Below are 18,673 nucleotides of genomic sequence, written 5' to 3'. Positions count from 1 at the left end.
GATCATCACCCCGTTTCCAGCCTGTTCAACATAAGGTGTTGACAGTGAAGAGTATTTTGAGGCGTGAACTGGGGTCCCCGCTCATCCTTGGCCTGGTGGGGTCTCTCTTCATCGCGCTCGGCTCCCTCGCCGTCGGCTGGCTCGGCCCCGGCTCGAACGTGCGAAGCTGGGCGTTCATCGACGCACTCCGCTCCAACGTCCTCCTCGTGCATACCGCTACCATCGTGGTCATCGGGGCCAGCCTCCTGCTGGTGATCGCCTGGCTCAAACTCGGCGTGCAGTTGCGAGCCAATCCACCGGATGCCCTGCGGCGCGTCATCGTTGCTGCCGCTGTCTGGGCCGTTCCTCTCATCGTCGCGGTGCCCCTGTATTCTCGTGACCTCTTCGCCTACGTCGGCCAGGGCCGGCTCATGGTGGGCGGCTTCAACCCGTACCTCGACGGCATCTCGGCGATCCAGGGGTGGTTCAACATCGGGGTCGACCCGCTCTGGGCGAGCGCGAAGACGCCCTACGGCCCGGTCTACCTGTGGATCGAACAGATCGTCGTCGGCTCCGTCGGCACCTCACCCATCACCGCGGTCGCCATCTTCCGCCTGATCGCCGTGCTGGGCGTGGCGGGCATCGCCTTCTATGCCTACCGCATCGCCCGCCTGCGTGGGCTCGACCCTTCGCAGGTGCTGTGGCTGGTTCTCGCGAGCCCGATCATCATGTTCAACTTCATCGTCGGCGGCCACAACGACGCCCTCATGCTCGCCTTCCTCATTGCCGGCATGTACTACGCCATGATCAAGCGGCCGATCATCGCCACGATTCTCGTGACCCTTGCGATCGGGGTGAAACCCATCGCACTCATCGCTCTACCCGTGATCGGCATCATCTGGGCAGGCCAGAATCGCACCGTCCGCAGCACGATCAAGTACTGGGTCGCCACTGCGGCAATCTCGTTCGTGATCCTGGGCGTACTCGGGTTCGTGATGAATGTCGGTTTCGGCTGGGTGTTCACTCTGGCAACTCCTGGCGCGGTCGCCCACTGGTACGCGCCCGTCAATATCCTCGCGATCGGGCTCGGCGGCGCGTTCGGTGCCGTCGGTCTCGACGGTGAGATCGGCGCGAACATCGTCAAGTACACGGCGATGGCCCTGATGGCTGTCATCGTGGCATGGCTGATGCTCACCAAACGCAACATCGACCCGATGATGCGGCTCAGTTTCGCCTTCGCAGCTCTCGTGCTCTCGTCCGCGGTCATCCACCCGTGGTACGCCGCGTGGGTCATCGTGCTCTTCGCTGTCTCGGGAGTTCGAGTCGGTCTCCAGACGCATCTCATCGTCGCCGCCTCGATCTTCTTCGCCTGCGTCAGTATCGCTGAAGGCATGGACGTCTCCGATGCCGTGCAGGGCGACGTCGGTGCGGCCATCCTGCGAACGGTCATCATCTCAGGAGGGGCAATCGCTCTGATCGTCGCCTACTGCATCCACGAAGACCTGTCGATCGCGCTGCTTCGCCGACGCATTCGTGAGGCCAGGCTGCGCTTTGCCGTTTCACGAGCAGCGGCGGGCGCAGCGCGACGTGCGACCGGGCATCCCGCATCCCGCTCGGCTACCACCCTCACCAAGCCCTGACGGGTATCGCTCCCGCGGGCGCGAGAAGTCAGAGGCCGAGCTTGTCGACCCAGTATCGGAGAAACGCGGCACCCGCTTCGTCATGGATGAGGTCACCCTCGACGATGACCGGGTACGGCTTCTCGAGAACGCCATCGGAGGGCCGGACATCCACATGGGCGACGTCGTAACCCGCCGAGTGCAGGTAGTCGGCCATCTTGTAATCGCTGCGTGAGTCACCGACGGTTCGCCAGAGCGATGGCAGGTCGCCCTCGTCGATGAAGTGCGACAACGCACGCTCGGCCCCGCGGTCTTTGTCGAGTGTCACTGATTCGACGTCGGTCGAGATGATGGTCGGGTCGATGCGGAACGGGATGTGCCCCGCCGCATTCCTGACCTCGCGGTCGCCGTATCGAGCACCAAGCCCACGCTCCACCAGAGCGTCGAAAGCGACCTCGTTGTACCGCAATTGAGCGCTCTGGTACGTCTCGGCGTCGACCGTCGTCAACTGTTCCACAGAGACCATGGCGAGCTTCGTCTCGTCGAAGAACATCAGCTCGCTGAACTTCTCGCGTACGACGGCACGGATGCCCGCGGCGAACTCAGCCGGCAGCGCCACCGTCTCATCGACCTGCGTCTCACCGGCGCCCTCAGGGCCGACCGTGAACCAGACGGCACCCTTTTCAGCGACGACGAACATCCGGCCACCGTTCTCGAGGGCTTCACCCAGGCCTCCGGCCATCAGCGGAGCGATGACCTGCTCCTTCACGAAGTCGGCCGAGCGGCCCGTGATGAAGGCAATCGGCACGCCGCCTGCCGTCAGGGTGACGAGGTCGGTGAGGATGCTCGGCACCACGACAGACCGCGTGAGGGGTGAGGCGATGGGCCCGTCGATGTCGAGAAGAAGGCCGAGTGCGGGGGTCGTCATGCCCCCATTCTTTCATCCGCCGTCACACGCCGATCGAGTAGCGCGCGGGCTACGGTCGCCAGACCACCACTTCGGTGCGGCGCTGGGCGCGAACGCCACTCTTGAGGCTTACGACTTCGCCCTCGAGGCCAGCGGCGAACACGCGCCGACCCGGTCGATTGAGAAGCTCGTCCGCGAGAGCGGTCTCGAGCTCGCGCACACGCCTGGACAGCTGCTGGTTGAGGTTCTCCAGGTCGAGGATGCGCCTGATGCCCTCGAGTGAGATGCCCTCGGCTCCCAGCCGCGCTACCTCGCGCAGCTGCATGACGTCGCGAAGCGAATAACGCCTCGACTTGCCAGCCGTTCGGCTGGGACTCACAAGCCCCAGCCGGTCATATTGGCGCAACGTCTGCGGATGCATTTCTGCGAGTTCGGCGGCGACCGCGATGGCGAACAGTGGAGCATTCTCGTCCACAGGCATTGTCATCGCAGGTCACCTCACCGTTCTGTCTGATTCGCTTACGCAGGACTATTGGACTGATACCGCTTGTTTACTCGTGTGCTTTGGCCAGAAGCTCAGCACGCGGGTTCTCCTGGGGTTCCAACGCGTGGAACGCGAGAAGCGCGTCACGCGCCTCCGGAGACAGGTGCGAGGGCACAGCCACCTGGACCACAGCGAGCAGGTCGCCCGTGCCTTTCGGGGTGTCGACCCCCCGGCCCTTGACCCGAAGTACGCGGCCGCTCGGAGTGCCGGCACCGACGCGGAGTTTCACTGGTTCGCCGCCGAGCGTGGGCACCTCGATGGTCGCCCCGAGGGTCGCCTCGACGAAGGTGACGGGAACGTTGACCCTGAGGTTCAGGCCGTCTCGCTCGAAGACCGGGTGCTTGCGAACGGCGATCGTCAGTACGATGTCGCCGGTCTCGCCACCGTCGGGGCTCGCCTCACCCTTGCCTCGCAGCTTGATCTTCTGCCCATCAGCGACCCCGGCAGGGATCTTGACCGTGATGGTCTTGCCCTCTGACGTCTGCAACTTGATGGTGTCGCCCTTGGTCGCGGTGAGAAAGTCCACCGTGGTGCGTGCAGCGACGTCACGGCCGCGTGTCGGCCCGCCGTAGCCGCGGTAGCCGCCGCTGGGCTGACCGAACCCGGGCTGGCTGCCGCCGAACATGCCTCCAAGGAGGTCATCGAAGCCGCCCTGCTGGTACGAGTAGCTCGTATTGGCTCCGCCACCGCCGCCGCCACGACCTCCGCCGAACATGCCGCCGAAGACGTCTTCGAAGCCGCCGCCCTGGCCCTGGCCACCCGCTGTGAAGCGGGCGCCAGAACCCATGGCGCGAATCTGGTCATACTCCTTGCGCTGTTCGGGGTCGGCGAGAACCGAGTGGGCTTCGCTGATCTCCTTGAACTTCGCCTCGGCGGCAGCATCACCAGGGTTGGAGTCCGGGTGGAACTGCCGCGCGAGCTTGCGATACTGCTTCTTCAGGTCGGCAGGCGTGACGTCCTTCGACACCCCGAGGACCTTGTAGAAGTCCTTGTCGAACCAATCCTGGCTAGCCATTCGGCACCGCTACGACAACCTTCGCCGCACGGAGCAGCGTCGAACCGAGGAAGTAACCGGTCTCGACGACATCAGAGATGGTCTCGACCTGCACGTCTGCGCTCGGCTGCTGGAAGATCGCCTCGTGCAGCTGGGGATCGAAGGGCTCGCCAGCAGCTCCGAAGGGCTTCAGACCGAAACGCTCGACCCCGGTTCGCAGTTTCGCCACAATGGAAGCGAACGGGCCCTCAGCAAGGTCGCCGTGCTTCTCAGCACGGTCGAAGTCGTCGAGAACCGGCAGCAGAACCTTCACCACGTCACCGACCGTCCGTTCACGCTCGACTTCCCGGTTGGCTTCGGTGCGCTTGCGATAGTTGGCGTACTCAGCGGTCACCCGCTGCAGGTCTGCGAGACGTTCGGCCGCCAGGTCGACAGCGGCAGTCGCCTCAGCCTCACCAGCGCTCACAGCATCCAGAAAGCTCAGATCGTCGTCGTTGAACTGGTCATCTCCCACGGTCTCCTCTTCTCCTGTTGCTTCTGCGTTCTCGCCCTCACCAGCATCGGTGTGCGTTTCGACATCTGGGCCTTCGGCCTCGATGAAGGCGGCGTCTTCGACGGGCTCGCCCGTCACCGGGTCTGTCGCGTCTGCGGCAGACCCGGTAGGGGCGCTTGGCCCGGCAGGCGTACCTGTCGGGTCGAACGGGCCAGAAGACTCGTCACTGCCGCGGCCTGACTTGTCTTTCTTGCCCATGATTACTTCTGCTCTTTCGATTCTTCGTCGTCGACGACTTCAGCATCAACGATATCTTCGTCGCTGCTCGCCGTCTCTTCGGCAGGCTGGTCGGCTGCAGCGGCTGCTGCGGCTTCGTCGGCCTGCGAGTTGGCGTAGATGGCCTGGCCGAGCTTCGACTGGCTCTCGTTGAGCTTGTCGAAGGCCGACTTGACCGCTTCATCGTCGTCTCCGGCGAGGGCGCTCTTCAGAGCGTCGACATCGGCCTGCACCTCGGTCTTGACCTCTTCGGGCAGCTTGTCTTCGTTGTCTTTGATGAGCTTGTCGATCGAGTACGCGAGCTGCTCGCTCGTGTTGCGCGTCTCAGCGGCCTCGCGGCGCTTCTTGTCTTCTGCGGCGTGCTCTTCACCCTCGCGCACCATGCGGGCGATGTCGTCCTTCGACAGGCTCGACCCACCGGTGATCGTCATCGACTGCTCCTTGCCCGTGCCCTTGTCTTTGGCAGACACGTGCACGATGCCGTTGGCGTCGATGTCGAAGGTGACCTCGACCTGCGGAATGCCGCGCGGGGCCGGCGCAATGCCGGTCAGCTCGAACGTTCCGAGGTTCTTGTTGTCACGGGTGAACTCACGCTCGCCCTGGAAGACCTGGATGGCCACAGACGGCTGGTTGTCGTCTGCAGTGGTGAAGGTCTCGCTGCGCTTGGTCGGGATGGCCGTGTTGCGCTCGATGAGCTTGGTCATCATGCCGCCCTTGGTCTCGATACCGAGAGAGAGCGGGGTGACGTCGATGAGCAGAACGTCTTTGCGCTCGCCCTTCAGCACGCCGGCCTGCAGTGCGGCACCGACAGCCACGACCTCGTCGGGGTTGACGCCCTTGTTGGGCTCACGCCCACCGGTCAGCTTCTTGACCAGCGAGACGACGGCGGGCATACGGGTCGATCCACCGACCAGAACGACGTGGGCGATGTCGGCGATCGAGACACCGGCCTCCTTGATGACGTCGTGGAACGGCTTCTCGGTGCGGGCCAGCAGGTCTGCGGTCAGCTCTTCGAACTTCGCGCGGCTCAGGGTCTCGTCGAGGTTGGCAGGGCCGTTCTCGGTGAGCGAGAGGTAGGGAAGCTGGATGGTCGTGGAAAGCGATCCCGACAGCTCCTTCTTGGCCTGCTCAGCGGCCTCCTTCAGACGCTGCTTGGCGATCTTGTCGCCAGAGACGTCGACGCCGGTCGAGTCCTTGAAGCGCTTGATCAGGTAGTCGACGACACGCTGGTCCCAGTCGTCGCCGCCGAGGCGGTTGTCGCCGGCGGTCGAGCGCACCTGGATGGTGGAGAAGTCGTCGTCCTTGCCCACTTCAAGCAGAGAGACATCGAAGGTACCGCCACCGAGGTCGAAGACCAGGATGAGTTCGTCTTCTTTACCCTTGTCGAGGCCGTAGGCGAGTGCGGCAGCGGTCGGCTCGTTGATGATGCGCAGAACGTTCAGCCCGGAGATCTCGCCAGCCTCTTTGGTGGCCTGGCGCTCGGCGTCGTTGAAGTATGCGGGAACGGTGATGACCGCGTCGGTGACCTTGTCACCGAGGTACGACTCAGCGTCGCGCTTCAGCTTCGCAAGAATGCGCGCAGAGATCTCCTGCGGGGTGTACTTCTTGTCGTCGACCTTGACGGTCCAGTCGGTTCCGATGTGGCGCTTGACGCTCGCAATCGTGCGGTCGACGTTGGTGACGGCCTGGCGCTTGGCGGTCTCGCCGACCAGCACCTCTCCGTCTTTGGTGAAGGCGACAACCGACGGGGTCGTGCGAAAGCCTTCTGCATTGGCGATGACGGTGGGTTCTCCACCTTCGAGGACGGCGACGACCGAGTTGGTGGTACCGAGGTCGATTCCTACTGCACGAGCCATGTGCTTTACTCCTTCTTGGCCTTCCGGCCGGCTAAAGATGCTTCAGACCCAGATACGGATACTTGAGTCTTATACGCTCAAGTTTACTCCCCGTCGATCAGGTGTCAAGTCCGAAGGCCAAGAACTTGAGTAGATGTGACTCAACTTTCAATACACCTTCGGTTTACCCAGAAACTGTACTGTGTGGTCATGACTGCAACGGCGGCAGGCCCGACTGGCCCCACCACGATCATCCCGCGCACGCGTGTTCTGGCCTGGGGCCTGTGGGACTGGGGCGGAGCCGCCTTCAACGCCGTCGTCACCACCTTCGTCTTCACGGTGTACCTGACCGGTAAGTCGTTCGGCGGCGAAGCCTTCGTCTCTGCGCAGCTCGGCTGGACCCTGGGGGTGGCCGGCATCCTGGTGGCCCTACTGGCGCCGATCACGGGGCAGCGCTCCGATGTCTCAGGCCGCCGCAAGTTCTGGCTCGCGGTCAATACGTACATCGTGGTGGTGGTCACCGCGCTCATGTTCTTCGTCGAACCATCGCCCAGCTACCTGTGGCTGGGGTTGCTCCTGCTCGCCGTCGGCACGGTGTTCTTCGAGTTCGCCTCGGTGAACTACAACGCCATGCTCACCAGCGTCTCGACCCGGGCGACCATCGGCAAGGTCAGCGGGTTCGGATGGTCGATGGGGTACTTCGGCGGAATCGTGCTGTTGCTCATCGTCTACTTCGGCCTCATCCACCCTGCGCCAGACGACGACAACGGGCTGGCCGTGCGCCTCTCGATGCTGATTGCAGCAGCGTGGCTCGGCCTCTTCGCACTGCCGGTGCTGCTCGCCGTGCCCGAGTACACGGCTCCGGCAGCCAGTCGCCGTGACAAGGTCAGCTTCTTCGGCTCCTACGTGCGCCTCGGGCACGACATCGCGCGGCTGTGGCGCACGAGCCGGCACACCGTCTACTTCCTGATCGCGAGCGCCGTATTCCGCGACGGGCTCACCGGAGTCTTCACCTTCGGTGGCATTTTGGCGGCAGGCACCTTCGGCTTCTCTGCCGGCGAGGTCATCATCTTCGCCATTGCGGCCAACGTGACCGCGGGCGTCTCGACCGTGGTCATCGGGCGCCTCGACGACCGGATCGGCCCGAAGCCCGTGATCGTGGGCGCTCTGGTCGGGCTCGTCATCTGCGGTCTCGCTGTGTTCTTCCTGCATGACGCCGGCCCGGCGGCCTTCTGGGTCTTCGGCCTTGCCCTCTGCCTGTTCGTCGGCCCCGCGCAGTCGGCGAGCCGGTCGTTCCTGGCCCGGGTGATTCCTGCGGGCCGCGAAGGCGAGGTCTTCGGCCTCTACGCGACCACCGGAAAGGCGGCGACCTTCCTCGCGCCGACGGCGTTCGCGATCTTCGTGACGATCGGCGGCGCACAGTACTGGGGCATCCTGGGCATCGTGCTCGTGCTCGCGGTGGGCCTCGCAGTGCTCATCCCCGTTTCGGCGAAGCAGCCCGAGCTCAGCTGAGGGCAATTCGCGAGAGCGAAACCGTCGGATATTCCGCGGGGGCAGCGCGCCTACAAGGGGTACTCCAGCGGAATCTCCGACGATTGCGAGCGCGGCAGCGTAAATGCCAGCGCAGGCGACGGGTCAGGGCGTGAGTGCCCAGTACCAGATGAGCAGCATCGTCACCACGAAACCGGTCGCGAAGTTCAGGTAGAGAAACCGTCGCCAGCCAGCGTTGGCGAGCTCAGCATCCGCATCGGTGATCGACCAGTACGGCAGCACACTCAGGGCGTACGGCAGAGCCAGCACAGCGGCAATCGGGCCGGGCCAGCTGGTGAGCAGCATGAGCAACCCGCCGAGCACGTAGGCGAAGAACGCGAAACGTACCGTCTGCCTGCCGCCGATGACCGTGGCGATCGAAGCGATGCCGCCCTCGCGGTCTGCGACGATGTCCTGCACGGCGCCGAACGCGTGACTCGCGATGCCCCACAGAAAGAATGCCGCGAGAATTGCCCAGAGCTGGGGGGTGAAGACTGCACCGGCGAGCACCAGACCGTAGACGGCGGGGCTCACGAAGTGCGTGCTCGAGGTCAGTGAGTCGACGAACGGGCGTTCCTTGAACCGCAGTTTCGGCGCGCTGTAGGCGATCACCGCGAACACACTGATCGCCAGCACCAGCCAGGAGAGCGGCGAACCGACGATCACCAGGTACACCAGGAACGGGATGTTCGTGACCGCCGCGCTCCACAGCGTCAACTTGTGCAGCGAGCGCCCGAGCACCGCGCCCTCGACACCGCCCTTGCGGGGGTTCCGGAGGTCGGATTCATAGTCGAACACGTCGTTGATGCCGTACATCGCGAGGTTGTACGGCACGAGGAAGTAGAGGGTCCCGAGCACGAAGGTCAGGTCGACCTGGCGGGTGGTCAGCAGGTACGCGGCCGCGAACGGGAACGCGGTGTTGATCCACGACAGCGGGCGCGACGAGAGCAGCACCTGGCCGAGCTTGGTCACGAGTGCTCCTCGGGGCGAGTCTGGTGTGGGTGGGCCTGTCCATTCGCCGCCGCTGCAGCAGCGCCGTTCGGTCGCCTTCCCTGTCGTGATGCCGCACGGGCTGGCAGCAGCATCCAGAGAGCAGGCAGCAGCACGGCGGCGCCGATCGCGTATGCGAAGTCCTCCAGCGGGGCGATTCCGATGAAGGCGCCGGAGATCAGCGCCTGGTTGTAGCCGACCAGCCCGATGCCGATCATGACGTTGTCGAACACCGCCGTGATGACGAGCAGCACCGCCAGGGTGACGAGCACCGGCACGAAGGCCGGCTTGCGTCGGGTGATCCTCGCCACGGCGAACAGCACCACCGCCACCGCGAGAAAGTAGGCGTTCAGGGCCCAGTACGTCACGATGGCCGCCCTGCACTTCGGCCGGCGAGGCCGCTCTGGCCACGTGTTCCGTTCGGGGCGACTGTGGCCCTGCCGATCATCCGCGACACCGCAGCGAACAGGTTCATCGTGAGGTAGCAGAGCAACGTCAGAAAGAAGACTTCTTCAAGCGGCAGTTCGCGCCCGATCACGATTCCGGTCGTGAACGCCGTCTCGCCGCGAAAGAAGATGCCGAGGCCGATGCCGGCGATATCCCACAGCAGAAAGAACACCACGCCGACGACCAGAACAATGGATGCCCGGCGAGCGTCGGCCCAGAAGAACAACCGGAAGCGCCGGTCGAGCATGACCATTCCCGTCAGCGCGACGAGCAGCCCGAGCAGGTACAGAACGGCCATGCTCAGAGCGGCTCGGGCAGGGCAGTGGTCGAGGTGTCGCCGCGCAGGCGCTTGATCACGAGCTCAGCGCTGATGAGGCACATCGGCAGGCCGATGCCCGGGATCGTCGACCCACCGGCGTACAGGAGGCCATCGACCTTCTTGCTCACGTTGCCGGCACGGAAGAACGCACTCTGGCCGAGAGTATGGGCCGGGCCCAGCGCCGTTCCGTTCCAGGTGTTGAGGTCGTCTTTGAAGTCGCCGGGGCCGACCGTGCGGCGAACCGTGATGCGGGAGGCGAAGTCGTCGATTCCCGCCCAGCTGCCGATCTGCGCGATCGCCTCGTCGGCGATGGCCTCGACCTGGGCCGAGCCGTTGCCGTCTTCGCCTCCGTGCCCGATCGAGGGGTCGGCCGGGATGGGCACGAGAACAAAGATGTTCTCCGAGCCCTCTGGCGCAACGGAGGCATCGGTCGCACTGGGCCGGCAGACATAGATCGAAGCAGGGCTCGGAACCGAGGTCGGCTTACGGCGGCCGAAGCCTGCTTTGCCGAAGATCTTGCCGAAGTCCTCTTTCCAGCTCTTGGTGAAGAACAGAGTGTGGTGGGCAAGCTCGGGGAGTGAGCCAGAGACGCCGAGATAGATGAGCACCGCGGAAGGCCCAGCGGTCTTCTTCTTCCAGTACGAGTCAGGGAAGGTCTGCAGCTCAGGCAGCAGCATGGTCGTCTCGACGTGCTCGAGGTCAGTCGCGGCAACGACCACGTCAGCTTCGAGCGAGTGGGCCGTGCCAGCGGCATCGAGGTACTGGATGCCCGAAACCTTCGGCTTTCGCTTCGTCGATGCTGCGACAGGCGCAACTTCGCCGGGTTCGCCCGCCTCGACGGTGCCGGTGGCCGAACCCGCAGGCTGGAGTCCGCCGTGGCGGGCCGGGTCGTATTCGACCTCACCCTCGAGCACGCGACGCAGCTCGGCGCGGTCGATCACGTTGGTGTCGAACTCGTGGGTGTCGTAGTCGTATGGGCCTGCTGGCTCGAGCTCGACGGCCGCCGCGGCCTCTGCCTGGTCGTCGATGGTTGTGATCGTCGTGACGCTCGCACCCGTGATGATGGTGACTCCGGCGGCGATGGCGATCTGTTCGATACTCTCGATCACCCGCGCGAAACCACCTTGGGGATAGAGAACGCCATCATCGAGGTCCAGATGACTCATCAGGTGATACATGCTCGGGGTGGAATATGGCGAGGAGCCGAGGAATACCGCGGGGTAGCCGAGGATCTGCTGAAGGCGTGGGTCGCGAACGGTGCGCCCGGCAAAGCTGTTGAGTGACTCGAGAAGGAGACGCACCAGGCGCGGAGACCGCTTGAGTACGGGTTCCTTGAGCAGCGGCCGGAAGTCCTCGAAGGTGGAATACAGGAAGTACTTCTTCGCCAGTTCATAGGTCTCGGCTGCAGAGTCGAGGTATCCCGCCATCCGCACACCCGACCCCGGCTCGATCGACTCGAACAGGTCGAGGTTCTCGTCACGTGATGCCGCGATGTCGATCGGCTTGAACTCATCCTGGAAGAGCACTCGGTAGCCAGGGTCGAGCTTCGACAGGTCAAGTTGCTCAGCGGCACTCGTACCCATGAGTTTGTAGAAGTGGTCGAACACCTCGGGCATGAGGTACCACGACGGGCCGGTGTCGAAGCGGAACCCGTCCTTCTCCCACAGGCCGGCACGCCCGCCGACGGCCGGCTGCTTCTCGACGACGGTGACGTCGTACCCTTCGCGAGCGAGCAGCGAAGCGGTGGCGAGGCCACTGATGCCGGCACCGATCACCACGGCGCGCTGCTGGCGGTCAAGCCCGCTCTCGATCGGGTCACTCGACGGGCTGGCTTCGGGGGACGTCACTTCTGCTCCTTGTTGGTTCGGCCTGATCTTGGTTGGCCTGTGTTCGGTTGGCCAGTGTTCGGTTTGCGTGGTGTGGGTTCTGCTCTACCCGCTGTCGGTAGTCGTCCTGCTGCGGCCTCTGCCGCAATCCGCAGCTTTATGGGGTTCGGCACCCTGATGCGCGTCTCGGCCAGGACTGCCGCCGGTGTCTCGCGAAGGCGCCTGGTGAGCTCACCGAACAGACCCTGCGCGAGCGCCACGGCCCGACGGCTCGACTTCGGAAGGAGGGGCAGAACACCTCGGGCGATGTGCAGGTCGTTCTCGATGTCGGCGATGATCTCCGCCTTCGACCCCTCGCCGAACGACGTGACGGTCACGCCGGGAAAGTAGCTGCGGCCGAGACCGGCGAAGTCGGCAGACAGATCGCGCAGAAAGTTGATCTTCTGGAACGCTGCCCCCAGGTGCCGGGCGCCGTCGACCAGCGCCGCCCGCTCCGAGTCGCTGAAGGTATGCCCCTGGAGGAATGCAGCGAGGCACATCAGCCCGACGACCTCAGCTGATCCATAGACGTAGACGTCGAAGCTCTCCGGCGTGTGCTCCGTGGCTGAGATATCGGCCCGCATCGAGGCGAAGAACGGCTCGACGAGCTCCGGGCCGAATCGGACTTCGCGGGCCGTCAGCGCGAACGCGTGTACCACCAGGTTGGTGCTGTACCCCACCCTCATCGCCTCCAGCGTGTCTCGTTCGAGGGCATCGAGGAGCACAGAGATCTGCTCAGCACTCAGGTTCGCCGAAGCCGCCACCCCGTCTACGACCTCGTCGGCGAGACGCACCAGGGCGTAGATGTTCTCTACGTGCCCGCGGACCCCTGCCCCGAGAAGCCGGGACGCCAGGCCGAACGAGGTCGAGTACCGGTGGATGACGATGCGGGCCGTCTCGTGCGCGACGGCGTCATAGAGCGACCGCGCACGCGTCACTTCGCTCTGGGCCACAGGGGCGCCTGGGTCAGCTGCGGCCACGGTCAGCGCACCCGCCCGAGCACAGTCTCGATGATGGGCCTGAACTCGTCTCGCACAGCGTCGGGCAGCGCCGGCGAGTCGAGCTCTTCTGCCGCACGGTTGGCGAACTCGCGGGCCAGATCTTCGGCGTAGGCGCGAGCGCCACAGTCCTCCAGTGCGCGCCGCACAACTGCCGCCTGCTCCCAGGTGAGATCGGGAAGGCCGAGCCACCGCGAGATCTCGAGCCACTCGGGGCGCTCGGAAGCGTAGGCGATCAGCACGGTGCGCTTGCCCTCACGCAGGTCGCCGACAGTGGTCTTGCCCGTGGCCGTCTCGTCACCGAAGACGCCGAGCAGATCATCCACTATCTGGTACGCGATGCCGATGTTGCGGCCGAAGGACGCGAGGGCACGAACCGCTTCGTCGCTCGCCCCCGCCAGAACTGCACCGGCCTCGACGGGCGATTCGAAGGAATAGACGGCCGTCTTGAGGCGCTCCATGTCAACGACCTCGTCGACCGTCGGCATCGATCTGTGCTGGGAGAAGTCGACGTCGAAGAGTTCGCCGGCCGCTGAGGCGAACAGCGCCTCGTCGAAGATGTCGTGGAGACGCGTGCGCACCTCCCCATCGATCCCACTGCGGTCGAGCAGTCTGAACGCATAGAAGAGAGCGAGGTCGCCGGCGATGACAGCGACCGAGAGCCCCCGGTGTTCGGCTGCCGGTATTGGGATTCCGGCGGTCTGGGCGATGTCGCGGTACACCCCGGATACGTTGACGCCGCCCCGGCGGATGAAGTCCCGGTCGATCACGTCGTCGTGCACGATGAGGGCCGTGTGCAGCAGCTCGAAGGCCGCACCGACGTGCGCCGCGGCCTCGAGATCAGTACCGCCCAGCGACTCGTAGGCCCCCATCACCATCGACGGGCGAAAGCGTTTGCCGCCCGAGGTATTCTTTTCCAGCGTCTGCCACAACGTGAGGTACCGCGGGCCGATTGCAGACGCGCGGTTCTTGGCTAGGCTGAAGAAACGATCGAGCACCTCGTCGACATGTTTCTGCCGCCTGGTGCCTGCGACCACGAGATCCTGTGGGTCCACCTTTCGAGCGTAGCCCACAGACAGAAATGAGAGTGTGATGACAGTCGTCCAAGAACAGGTCGTACTGCTGTCTGACGCCGGAATTCCCATCGGCGTGGCCGACAAGGCCACCGTGCATACGGCAGATACCCAGCTTCACCTCGCCTTCTCCTGCCACGTGTTCGACCAGGGCGGGCGCCTGCTCGTCACCAGGCGGGCTCTGGCCAAGCGAACCTGGCCCGGCGTCTGGACGAATTCGTTCTGCGGCCACCCCGCCCCGGGCGAGGCGATGGGTGACGCCGTGGTGCGCCGGGCCGACGCCGAACTCGGCGTGACACTCGATTCGTTCGAGATCGCGCTGCCTGACTTCCGCTATCGTGCCGTCGACGCGGCCGGTGTCGTCGAGAACGAGATCTGCCCCGTCTACACGGCCGTCGTGACGGATTCCCTGCAGCCCAATCCCGACGAAGTCTGTGAATGGCAGTGGGTCGACCCGGATGCCCTGCTCACCGCCATCGCTGCGACCCCCTGGGCCTTCAGCCCCTGGCTCACCCTGCAGTTGGGGCCAATTGCGCGCACCCACCCTGCATAGGGTCCGGGCTTTGGGCTCGGTGCGGGCAAACGTCCCCACACAGCCGATGTTCGGGCCGTGTGAGCGCACCCAGCAGAGCACGCGCCCAGCGAAACCGTGCGTCAGGGCGTGACGACTAGCGTGAAGCCGCCGTCGACGACGCGCACGGTGACCTGGGTGAGGCTCCGAACGACGAGGTCCGCATCGAGCTCGTGCGAGGGGTGCGTGCCCACAATGCCCACGGTGAAGCAGCCGGCAGCGCGGCCCGCGGCAAGGCCAGCGGGGGCATCCTCGAACACCACGCAGTCCGCGGCATCGAAGCCGAGGCGGCGAGCGCCCTCGAGGAACGGGTCGGGGTTGGGCTTGCCCCTGGGCGTGTCGTCGATCGTCACCACGACGCTCGGCGCCGGAAAGTTCGCCACACGCAGCCGCACGGGGGCCAACTGACGATTGCACGACGTGACGATGGCTCGCCGATCATCCGGCAGGCTCGAGATCAGCTCAGCTGCGCCCTCGAGCACGGTGATGCCGTCGACGTCAGCGAGTTCGAGCTGCTGCACCCGGGCCAACGCTTCTTCGACCTGCTCGGGAGCGACGAGCTCGGCGATGAGGGATCGCGCAGGCCTGCCGTGCATGCCTTCGCGAAACGAGTCATGGATGCCCCACTCCTGCCCCCAGCGGATCCAGGACCGGTCGACGGCGGGAGTCGAGTCGATGAGTGTGCCGTCCATGTCGAACAGTGCCGCCCTGAAGACGCGGTCGATCGGGTCGGTGTCGGAGGAGCCGGAATCGGGGGCGGCGGAGGCTGAAGTCACCCACCAAGGCTACGGTGTGCCGTCAGACCCTGGCCGGTGCGCGCAAGCGTCCCGAAACGAGAGACCGTCGGGACGTTCGTGCGCACCCACGCGCATCGGCACACCTGGCGGGGAGCCCAGGAGCGTCGAAAGGGTAATCAGGGGCCGAAAGATGTGCGTCAGTGCGAGTCAATACGCGTCGCTGCGCGTCGGTGCTTCTCAGTGCGCCACGGTGATGGCTGACGACACGGTGTACTGGCCGTCGGGCATCCATTCTGCGGTGAAGGTCACCGATGAGACTGCGGCGGAGCCGGTGCGCGGGTTCATGTTCTGCACTGTCGAGAAGACGACGGTGATCCCGCCACGAAGTGCAGTCTCGGCCAGCGTGCACTTCGATTCGAAGTCAGTGCCGGTGCCATAGACAGTGAGGCAGGTGTCGCCGTCGGGGCGCAGGGCCACGAAAGCTGTGGTCGGAGTGAACTGCGCGGTTCGCAGCAATCGGAATGACCCGATCACCAGCCCGACCGGAAAGCCCTGGGTCGGCATGTCGGCCGAGGTCTGGGGCCTGGTGAAGACCTGAGCCGGCGACTGGGCTGCGGCCTCGGCTGGCGAAAGCGCAGGGAACGTACTTGCGGCCGCATCACTTGCTGGCAGAGTTCCGGGCTGTGGGCGGCCCGCGACCAGAAGAGCAGAGGTCACACCGACTACGGCAAGCACGACGATGACGCTGAACGAGGCGACCATCCACTTGCGCCTCAGCGATCGCATGTGCCCGCGCCGACGGGCGGACTGCTCAGCTGCCGCTCGCTGACGCAGCTCTGCCGCGTGACGTTCATCATCGACAGCCTTCTCGAGGGCGGCGAGCTCGGCGGCCTTCTGATCGCGCACATCATCGGGCGTGCCGGGGCCGAAGACCGCCCGGCGAAGCTCGGCCAACTGGGCGCCTCCGTCAATATGGTGCGCCGAACGCAGGGTGCCGAGCGCCGGCTCGTCGTCAGAGCTGTGACCTGCGCTGAGCTCGTCTGCGAGCATCCATTCGACTCTCTGTACCCGGCGCGCCACGGCCCAGCCGGCAGGGCTAGAGCTGCCCGCCCGAGACGTCGGTGCGGTGAAAGTTCAGGTGCGAGCGGCTCGCCGTCGGCCCACGCTGGCCCTGGTACCGCGAGCTGTACTGCGCTGAACCGTATGGATGCTCGGCGGCAGACGACAGCTGAAAGAAGCACAGCTGCCCGATCTTCATGCCGGGCCACAGTTTGATGGGAAGAGTGGCGACGTTGCTCAGCTCGAGCGTCACGTGCCCGCTGAAGCCGGGGTCGATGAACCCTGCGGTGGAGTGTGTCAGCAGCCCGAGGCGCCCGAGCGAACTCTTGCCTTCGAGCCTCGCCGCGATGTCGTCGGGCAATGTGACCTGCTCGTAGGTCGAGCCGAGCACGAACTCGCCGGGGTGCAGGATGAACGGCTCATCGGCGACCGCCTCGATGAGCCGCGTCAGTTCGGGCTGGTCGGCGGCCGGGTCGATGAAGGGGTACTTGTGGTTGTCGAAGAGCCTGAAGAAACGGTCGAGGCGAACATCCACACTCGAGGGCTGCACCATCGCAGGCTCGTACGGCTCGAGCCCGACGCGCCCGCTGTCGAGTTCGGCCCGGATGTCACTATCAGAGAGAAGCACGCGGCCAGCTTACCTTTTGGGCAGCGCCGCGCAGCGTCGCAGTTTCGGGGCCGGCTGAGGCATCTGCAACGAAAAGAGGCTGGTATCGCGACTTGTCGCAGCGGCCTCACCTGAGGATGCAAGCGAGGGACGAGAAGGAGGGTGCTGCGCGTCAGCGTCAGTACGACTGCGGCTGCGTGAAGAGGCCGTGGGGGTCGTACTGAGCCTTCAACGATGTGAGGCGCGGCAGGTTCGCTCCGAAGTAGGCGGTCTGGGCATCCGGAACCGTCGCATCGCAGTAGTTCACGTAGGCCCAGTTCTGCCAGTGGGTCGTCATGGCGGCGCGGAATCGTCGAACGTAGGCGTCGTAGGGCGATGGGTCAGCTCCGACGGCGAAGGTGGCCGTGTACTGCACGGTCATGAGTGCCTTGCGGTGCACGAAGGCCGTCGCCGACGGGTCGATGTTCGCCACGACGCCGCCCAGGGCATCCATCGAGATTCCGCCCTCGGTCATGCCCGAGACGTTCTGCGCTGCGTTCACCTGGGCGATGAGGTCGGTGATGCCAGAGGCGTCGAGGGTGGCGTACCCGATATTGGATGTTCCCGATGACGGTTCGCGGGTGAGTGCCCCGCCCGGGCCGGTGTTGCACTCGGCGATGGGGGTGTTCTGGCAGCCCGCCTCGATCATCATCGCGTCGACGTAGCTGTGGTGGAACGGCTGGTTCGTACTGGGCTGAGCGCTCACGCCGTTCAGCAGTGGAGCGATCTGCTGCGACAGTGGGCCGCTGCCGATCCAGGTGCCAGAGACCGACACGCTCGGCTCGCCGGGGTGCGAGTTGCCGCCCAGCAGTTTGAGCGTGGACCACAGGCCGTTGTCTGCCGAGGGAGCCCAGGTCTGCCACGCGGCCACGACCTCTGCGGCGGCCGACCAAGGCCATTCGACGTACCAGGTGGTCACGTCGGGCGCGGCCCGCGTCGCAAACGTGAGGCCGGTGACGACCCCGAGCATCCCACCGCCGCCGCCCTGCGACGCCCAGAAGAGGTCTGCGTCGTTCGACGCGCTGGCCTGGTGCACCACGCCGTCGGCGGTGACGATCTCGACGCCGGTGAGCTGGTCGCAGGCCAGCCCGAATGAGCGCACCAGTACCCCCACGCCACCACCCAGAGTGAGCCCCGTGACGCCGACGGTGGCACACGACCCGCCGGCGATCGCCCGGCCAGCCGTGCCGACCGTGTTGTAGACCTCGGCCAGCGACGCCCCGGCCCCCACCTGTACGGTCGAACCGTCGGCCGACAGCGTCACCTCCGTCAGCGTTGCCGTGCTGATCACGAGCGAGGGCGGCACGCCAGACCCCGATGCCCCACCCGCCGACCATCCGACATAGTTGTGGCCTCCCGAACGCAGGGCCAGCGGAACACCGTACTTCGTCGCGAACGCGAGCCCGGCGGCCACATCAGCAGCCGACGACGCCTCGAGAATGGCGAGCGGGGCCGCGTCATCGAATCGCGGGTTCTCGGTGAGCTTCGCCGTGCCGTAGTTCGCGTCGGCCGGCAGCAGCACGGCTCCCTTCACCGACTGCGAGAGCTCTGCCCAGACCGGCGGACCGACCGGCGTCGGCGTGGGAGTGGGGCTCACCGGCGGCGCGGGTGCAGGGCTCGAGCAGGCGGCCAGCACAGACGCAGCAGCCACCGAACTGCCCGCCGTCAGCAGAAACTGTCGCCGCGAAAGAGCTGTCATGCGGTCAGCTTAGAGGTTGCGCCGCGAGGCGGCGTCGACATGTGCCGCCCGCGCCGGTGCACTCAGCGGATGCTCGCGCTACTGTTTCACAC

At 65.4% G+C, this 18,673-nt stretch carries 18 protein-coding genes and 1 pseudogene; 4 read left to right on the top strand and 15 right to left on the bottom strand.

Translation table 11 applies throughout. The features are described from left to right. Window positions 1-44: 44 nt before the first annotated feature. Entirely contained in the window at window positions 45-1,619 is a 1,575-nt protein-coding gene (gene mptB / locus KPL76_RS05110; RefSeq protein WP_216335403.1) for a polyprenol phosphomannose-dependent alpha 1,6 mannosyltransferase MptB, read from the top strand. A gap of 28 nt (window positions 1,620-1,647) precedes the next feature. Here the strand turns inward: mptB and KPL76_RS05105 are convergent, their stop codons facing one another. The 5 genes from KPL76_RS05105 to dnaK form a co-directional block, all read right to left on the bottom strand. After that, window positions 1,648-2,526 carry a hypothetical protein gene (locus tag KPL76_RS05105; RefSeq protein WP_216335402.1) on the bottom strand — a complete coding sequence of 293 codons (879 nt, stop codon included), beginning with the start codon at window positions 2,524-2,526 and terminating at the stop codon, window positions 1,648-1,650. Between the two features lie 49 nt (window positions 2,527-2,575). Further along, window positions 2,576-2,992, bottom strand: coding sequence for a heat shock protein transcriptional repressor HspR (locus tag KPL76_RS05100; protein ID WP_216335401.1), 417 nt, complete (start codon window positions 2,990-2,992; stop codon window positions 2,576-2,578). 64 nt (window positions 2,993-3,056) lie between these two features. Then, window positions 3,057-4,064 carry a DnaJ C-terminal domain-containing protein gene (locus tag KPL76_RS05095; protein ID WP_216335400.1) on the bottom strand — a complete coding sequence of 336 codons (1,008 nt, stop codon included), beginning with the start codon at window positions 4,062-4,064 and terminating at the stop codon, window positions 3,057-3,059. Then, window positions 4,057-4,794: a nucleotide exchange factor GrpE gene (locus KPL76_RS05090; protein WP_216335399.1), complete on the bottom strand. Its 738-nt coding sequence runs from the start codon at window positions 4,792-4,794 to the stop codon at window positions 4,057-4,059. The genes KPL76_RS05095 and KPL76_RS05090 overlap by 8 nt, the downstream gene beginning before the upstream one ends. Window positions 4,795-4,796: 2 nt before the next feature. Further along, on the bottom strand, window positions 4,797-6,668 hold the full coding sequence (gene dnaK / locus KPL76_RS05085; RefSeq protein ID WP_216335398.1) for a molecular chaperone DnaK: 1,872 nt from the start codon (window positions 6,666-6,668) through the stop codon (window positions 4,797-4,799). A 189-nt stretch (window positions 6,669-6,857) separates the two neighbouring features. On the opposite strand from dnaK, the gene KPL76_RS05080 reads away from it, so the two are divergent. Continuing rightward, on the top strand, window positions 6,858-8,159 hold the full coding sequence (locus tag KPL76_RS05080; protein ID WP_216335397.1) for an MFS transporter: 1,302 nt from the start codon (window positions 6,858-6,860) through the stop codon (window positions 8,157-8,159). Between the two features lie 123 nt (window positions 8,160-8,282). Here KPL76_RS05080 and KPL76_RS05075 read toward each other — a convergent pair whose 3' ends face one another. Next, window positions 8,283-9,110: a prenyltransferase gene (locus tag KPL76_RS05075; protein ID WP_371733974.1), complete on the bottom strand. Its 828-nt coding sequence runs from the start codon at window positions 9,108-9,110 to the stop codon at window positions 8,283-8,285. Here KPL76_RS05075 and KPL76_RS14930 point away from each other — a divergent pair. Continuing rightward, window positions 9,051-9,182 (top strand): annotated as a pseudogene (locus KPL76_RS14930) (hypothetical protein); the annotation flags it as partial. The gene KPL76_RS05075 and the pseudogene KPL76_RS14930 overlap by 60 nt on opposite strands. Here KPL76_RS14930 and KPL76_RS05070 read toward each other — a convergent pair. From KPL76_RS05070 to KPL76_RS05045, 5 genes are all read right to left on the bottom strand, one after another. Beyond that, a complete protein-coding gene (locus KPL76_RS05070; protein WP_216335395.1) occupies window positions 9,146-9,535 on the bottom strand; it encodes a lycopene cyclase domain-containing protein in 390 nt (129 codons plus the stop codon). The pseudogene KPL76_RS14930 and the gene KPL76_RS05070 sit on opposite strands and share 37 nt — an antisense overlap. Further along, on the bottom strand, window positions 9,532-9,912 hold the full coding sequence (locus tag KPL76_RS05065; protein WP_216335394.1) for a lycopene cyclase domain-containing protein: 381 nt from the start codon (window positions 9,910-9,912) through the stop codon (window positions 9,532-9,534). Before KPL76_RS05065 ends, KPL76_RS05070 begins: the two co-directional genes overlap by 4 nt. Window positions 9,913-9,914: 2 nt before the next feature. Further along, window positions 9,915-11,711, bottom strand: coding sequence for a phytoene desaturase family protein (crtI, locus tag KPL76_RS14705; RefSeq protein WP_371733973.1), 1,797 nt, complete (start codon window positions 11,709-11,711; stop codon window positions 9,915-9,917). 65 nt (window positions 11,712-11,776) lie between these two features. Then, window positions 11,777-12,751: a phytoene/squalene synthase family protein gene (locus KPL76_RS05050; protein WP_253202186.1), complete on the bottom strand. Its 975-nt coding sequence runs from the start codon at window positions 12,749-12,751 to the stop codon at window positions 11,777-11,779. Window positions 12,752-12,780: 29 nt separating this feature from the next. Next, complete coding sequence (locus KPL76_RS05045; RefSeq protein WP_253202185.1) at window positions 12,781-13,851, bottom strand: polyprenyl synthetase family protein; 1,071 nt, start codon at window positions 13,849-13,851, stop codon at window positions 12,781-12,783. Between the two features lie 37 nt (window positions 13,852-13,888). On the opposite strand from KPL76_RS05045, the gene idi reads away from it, so the two are divergent. After that, on the top strand, window positions 13,889-14,422 hold the full coding sequence (gene idi, locus KPL76_RS05040; protein ID WP_216335392.1) for an isopentenyl-diphosphate Delta-isomerase: 534 nt from the start codon (window positions 13,889-13,891) through the stop codon (window positions 14,420-14,422). A 101-nt stretch (window positions 14,423-14,523) separates the two neighbouring features. Here the strand turns inward: idi and KPL76_RS05035 are convergent, their stop codons facing one another. From KPL76_RS05035 to KPL76_RS05020, 4 genes are all read right to left on the bottom strand, one after another. Beyond that, on the bottom strand, window positions 14,524-15,216 hold the full coding sequence (locus tag KPL76_RS05035; RefSeq protein WP_253202184.1) for an HAD-IA family hydrolase: 693 nt from the start codon (window positions 15,214-15,216) through the stop codon (window positions 14,524-14,526). A 198-nt stretch (window positions 15,217-15,414) separates the two neighbouring features. Next, window positions 15,415-16,227, bottom strand: a complete 813-nt coding sequence (locus KPL76_RS05030; protein ID WP_216335391.1) for a hypothetical protein — start codon at window positions 16,225-16,227, stop codon at window positions 15,415-15,417. 46 nt (window positions 16,228-16,273) lie between these two features. Beyond that, on the bottom strand, window positions 16,274-16,864 hold the full coding sequence (gene dcd / locus KPL76_RS05025; RefSeq protein WP_216335390.1) for a dCTP deaminase: 591 nt from the start codon (window positions 16,862-16,864) through the stop codon (window positions 16,274-16,276). Between the two features lie 157 nt (window positions 16,865-17,021). Next, complete coding sequence (locus KPL76_RS05020) at window positions 17,022-18,581, bottom strand: FAD-binding oxidoreductase (protein ID WP_216335389.1); 1,560 nt, start codon at window positions 18,579-18,581, stop codon at window positions 17,022-17,024. Window positions 18,582-18,673 lie beyond the last annotated feature (92 nt).

Source organism: Subtercola sp. PAMC28395, assembly GCF_018889995.1.
Classification (GTDB): domain Bacteria; phylum Actinomycetota; class Actinomycetes; order Actinomycetales; family Microbacteriaceae; genus Subtercola.
Note: the sequence above shows the minus strand (reverse complement) of the source record. Positions and strands in the feature narration are given on the sequence as shown.

Excerpts from the sequence above, each read along its gene's own strand:
- KPL76_RS05080 (WP_216335397.1), top strand. The coding sequence starts at position 6,858 with ATGACTGCAACGGCGGCAGGCCCGACTGGCCCCACCACGATCATCCCG.
- KPL76_RS05065 (WP_216335394.1), bottom strand. The coding sequence starts at position 9,912 with ATGGCCGTTCTGTACCTGCTCGGGCTGCTCGTCGCGCTGACGGGAATG.
- KPL76_RS05030 (WP_216335391.1), bottom strand. The coding sequence starts at position 16,227 with ATGCTCGCAGACGAGCTCAGCGCAGGTCACAGCTCTGACGACGAGCCG.
- KPL76_RS05020 (WP_216335389.1), bottom strand. The coding sequence starts at position 18,581 with ATGACAGCTCTTTCGCGGCGACAGTTTCTGCTGACGGCGGGCAGTTCG.
- dnaK (WP_216335398.1), bottom strand. The coding sequence starts at position 6,668 with ATGGCTCGTGCAGTAGGAATCGACCTCGGTACCACCAACTCGGTCGTC.
- KPL76_RS05100 (WP_216335401.1), bottom strand. The coding sequence starts at position 2,992 with ATGACAATGCCTGTGGACGAGAATGCTCCACTGTTCGCCATCGCGGTC.
- KPL76_RS05105 (WP_216335402.1), bottom strand. The coding sequence starts at position 2,526 with ATGACGACCCCCGCACTCGGCCTTCTTCTCGACATCGACGGGCCCATC.
- KPL76_RS05090 (WP_216335399.1), bottom strand. The coding sequence starts at position 4,794 with ATGGGCAAGAAAGACAAGTCAGGCCGCGGCAGTGACGAGTCTTCTGGC.
- idi (WP_216335392.1), top strand. The coding sequence starts at position 13,889 with ATGACAGTCGTCCAAGAACAGGTCGTACTGCTGTCTGACGCCGGAATT.
- KPL76_RS05095 (WP_216335400.1), bottom strand. The coding sequence starts at position 4,064 with ATGGCTAGCCAGGATTGGTTCGACAAGGACTTCTACAAGGTCCTCGGG.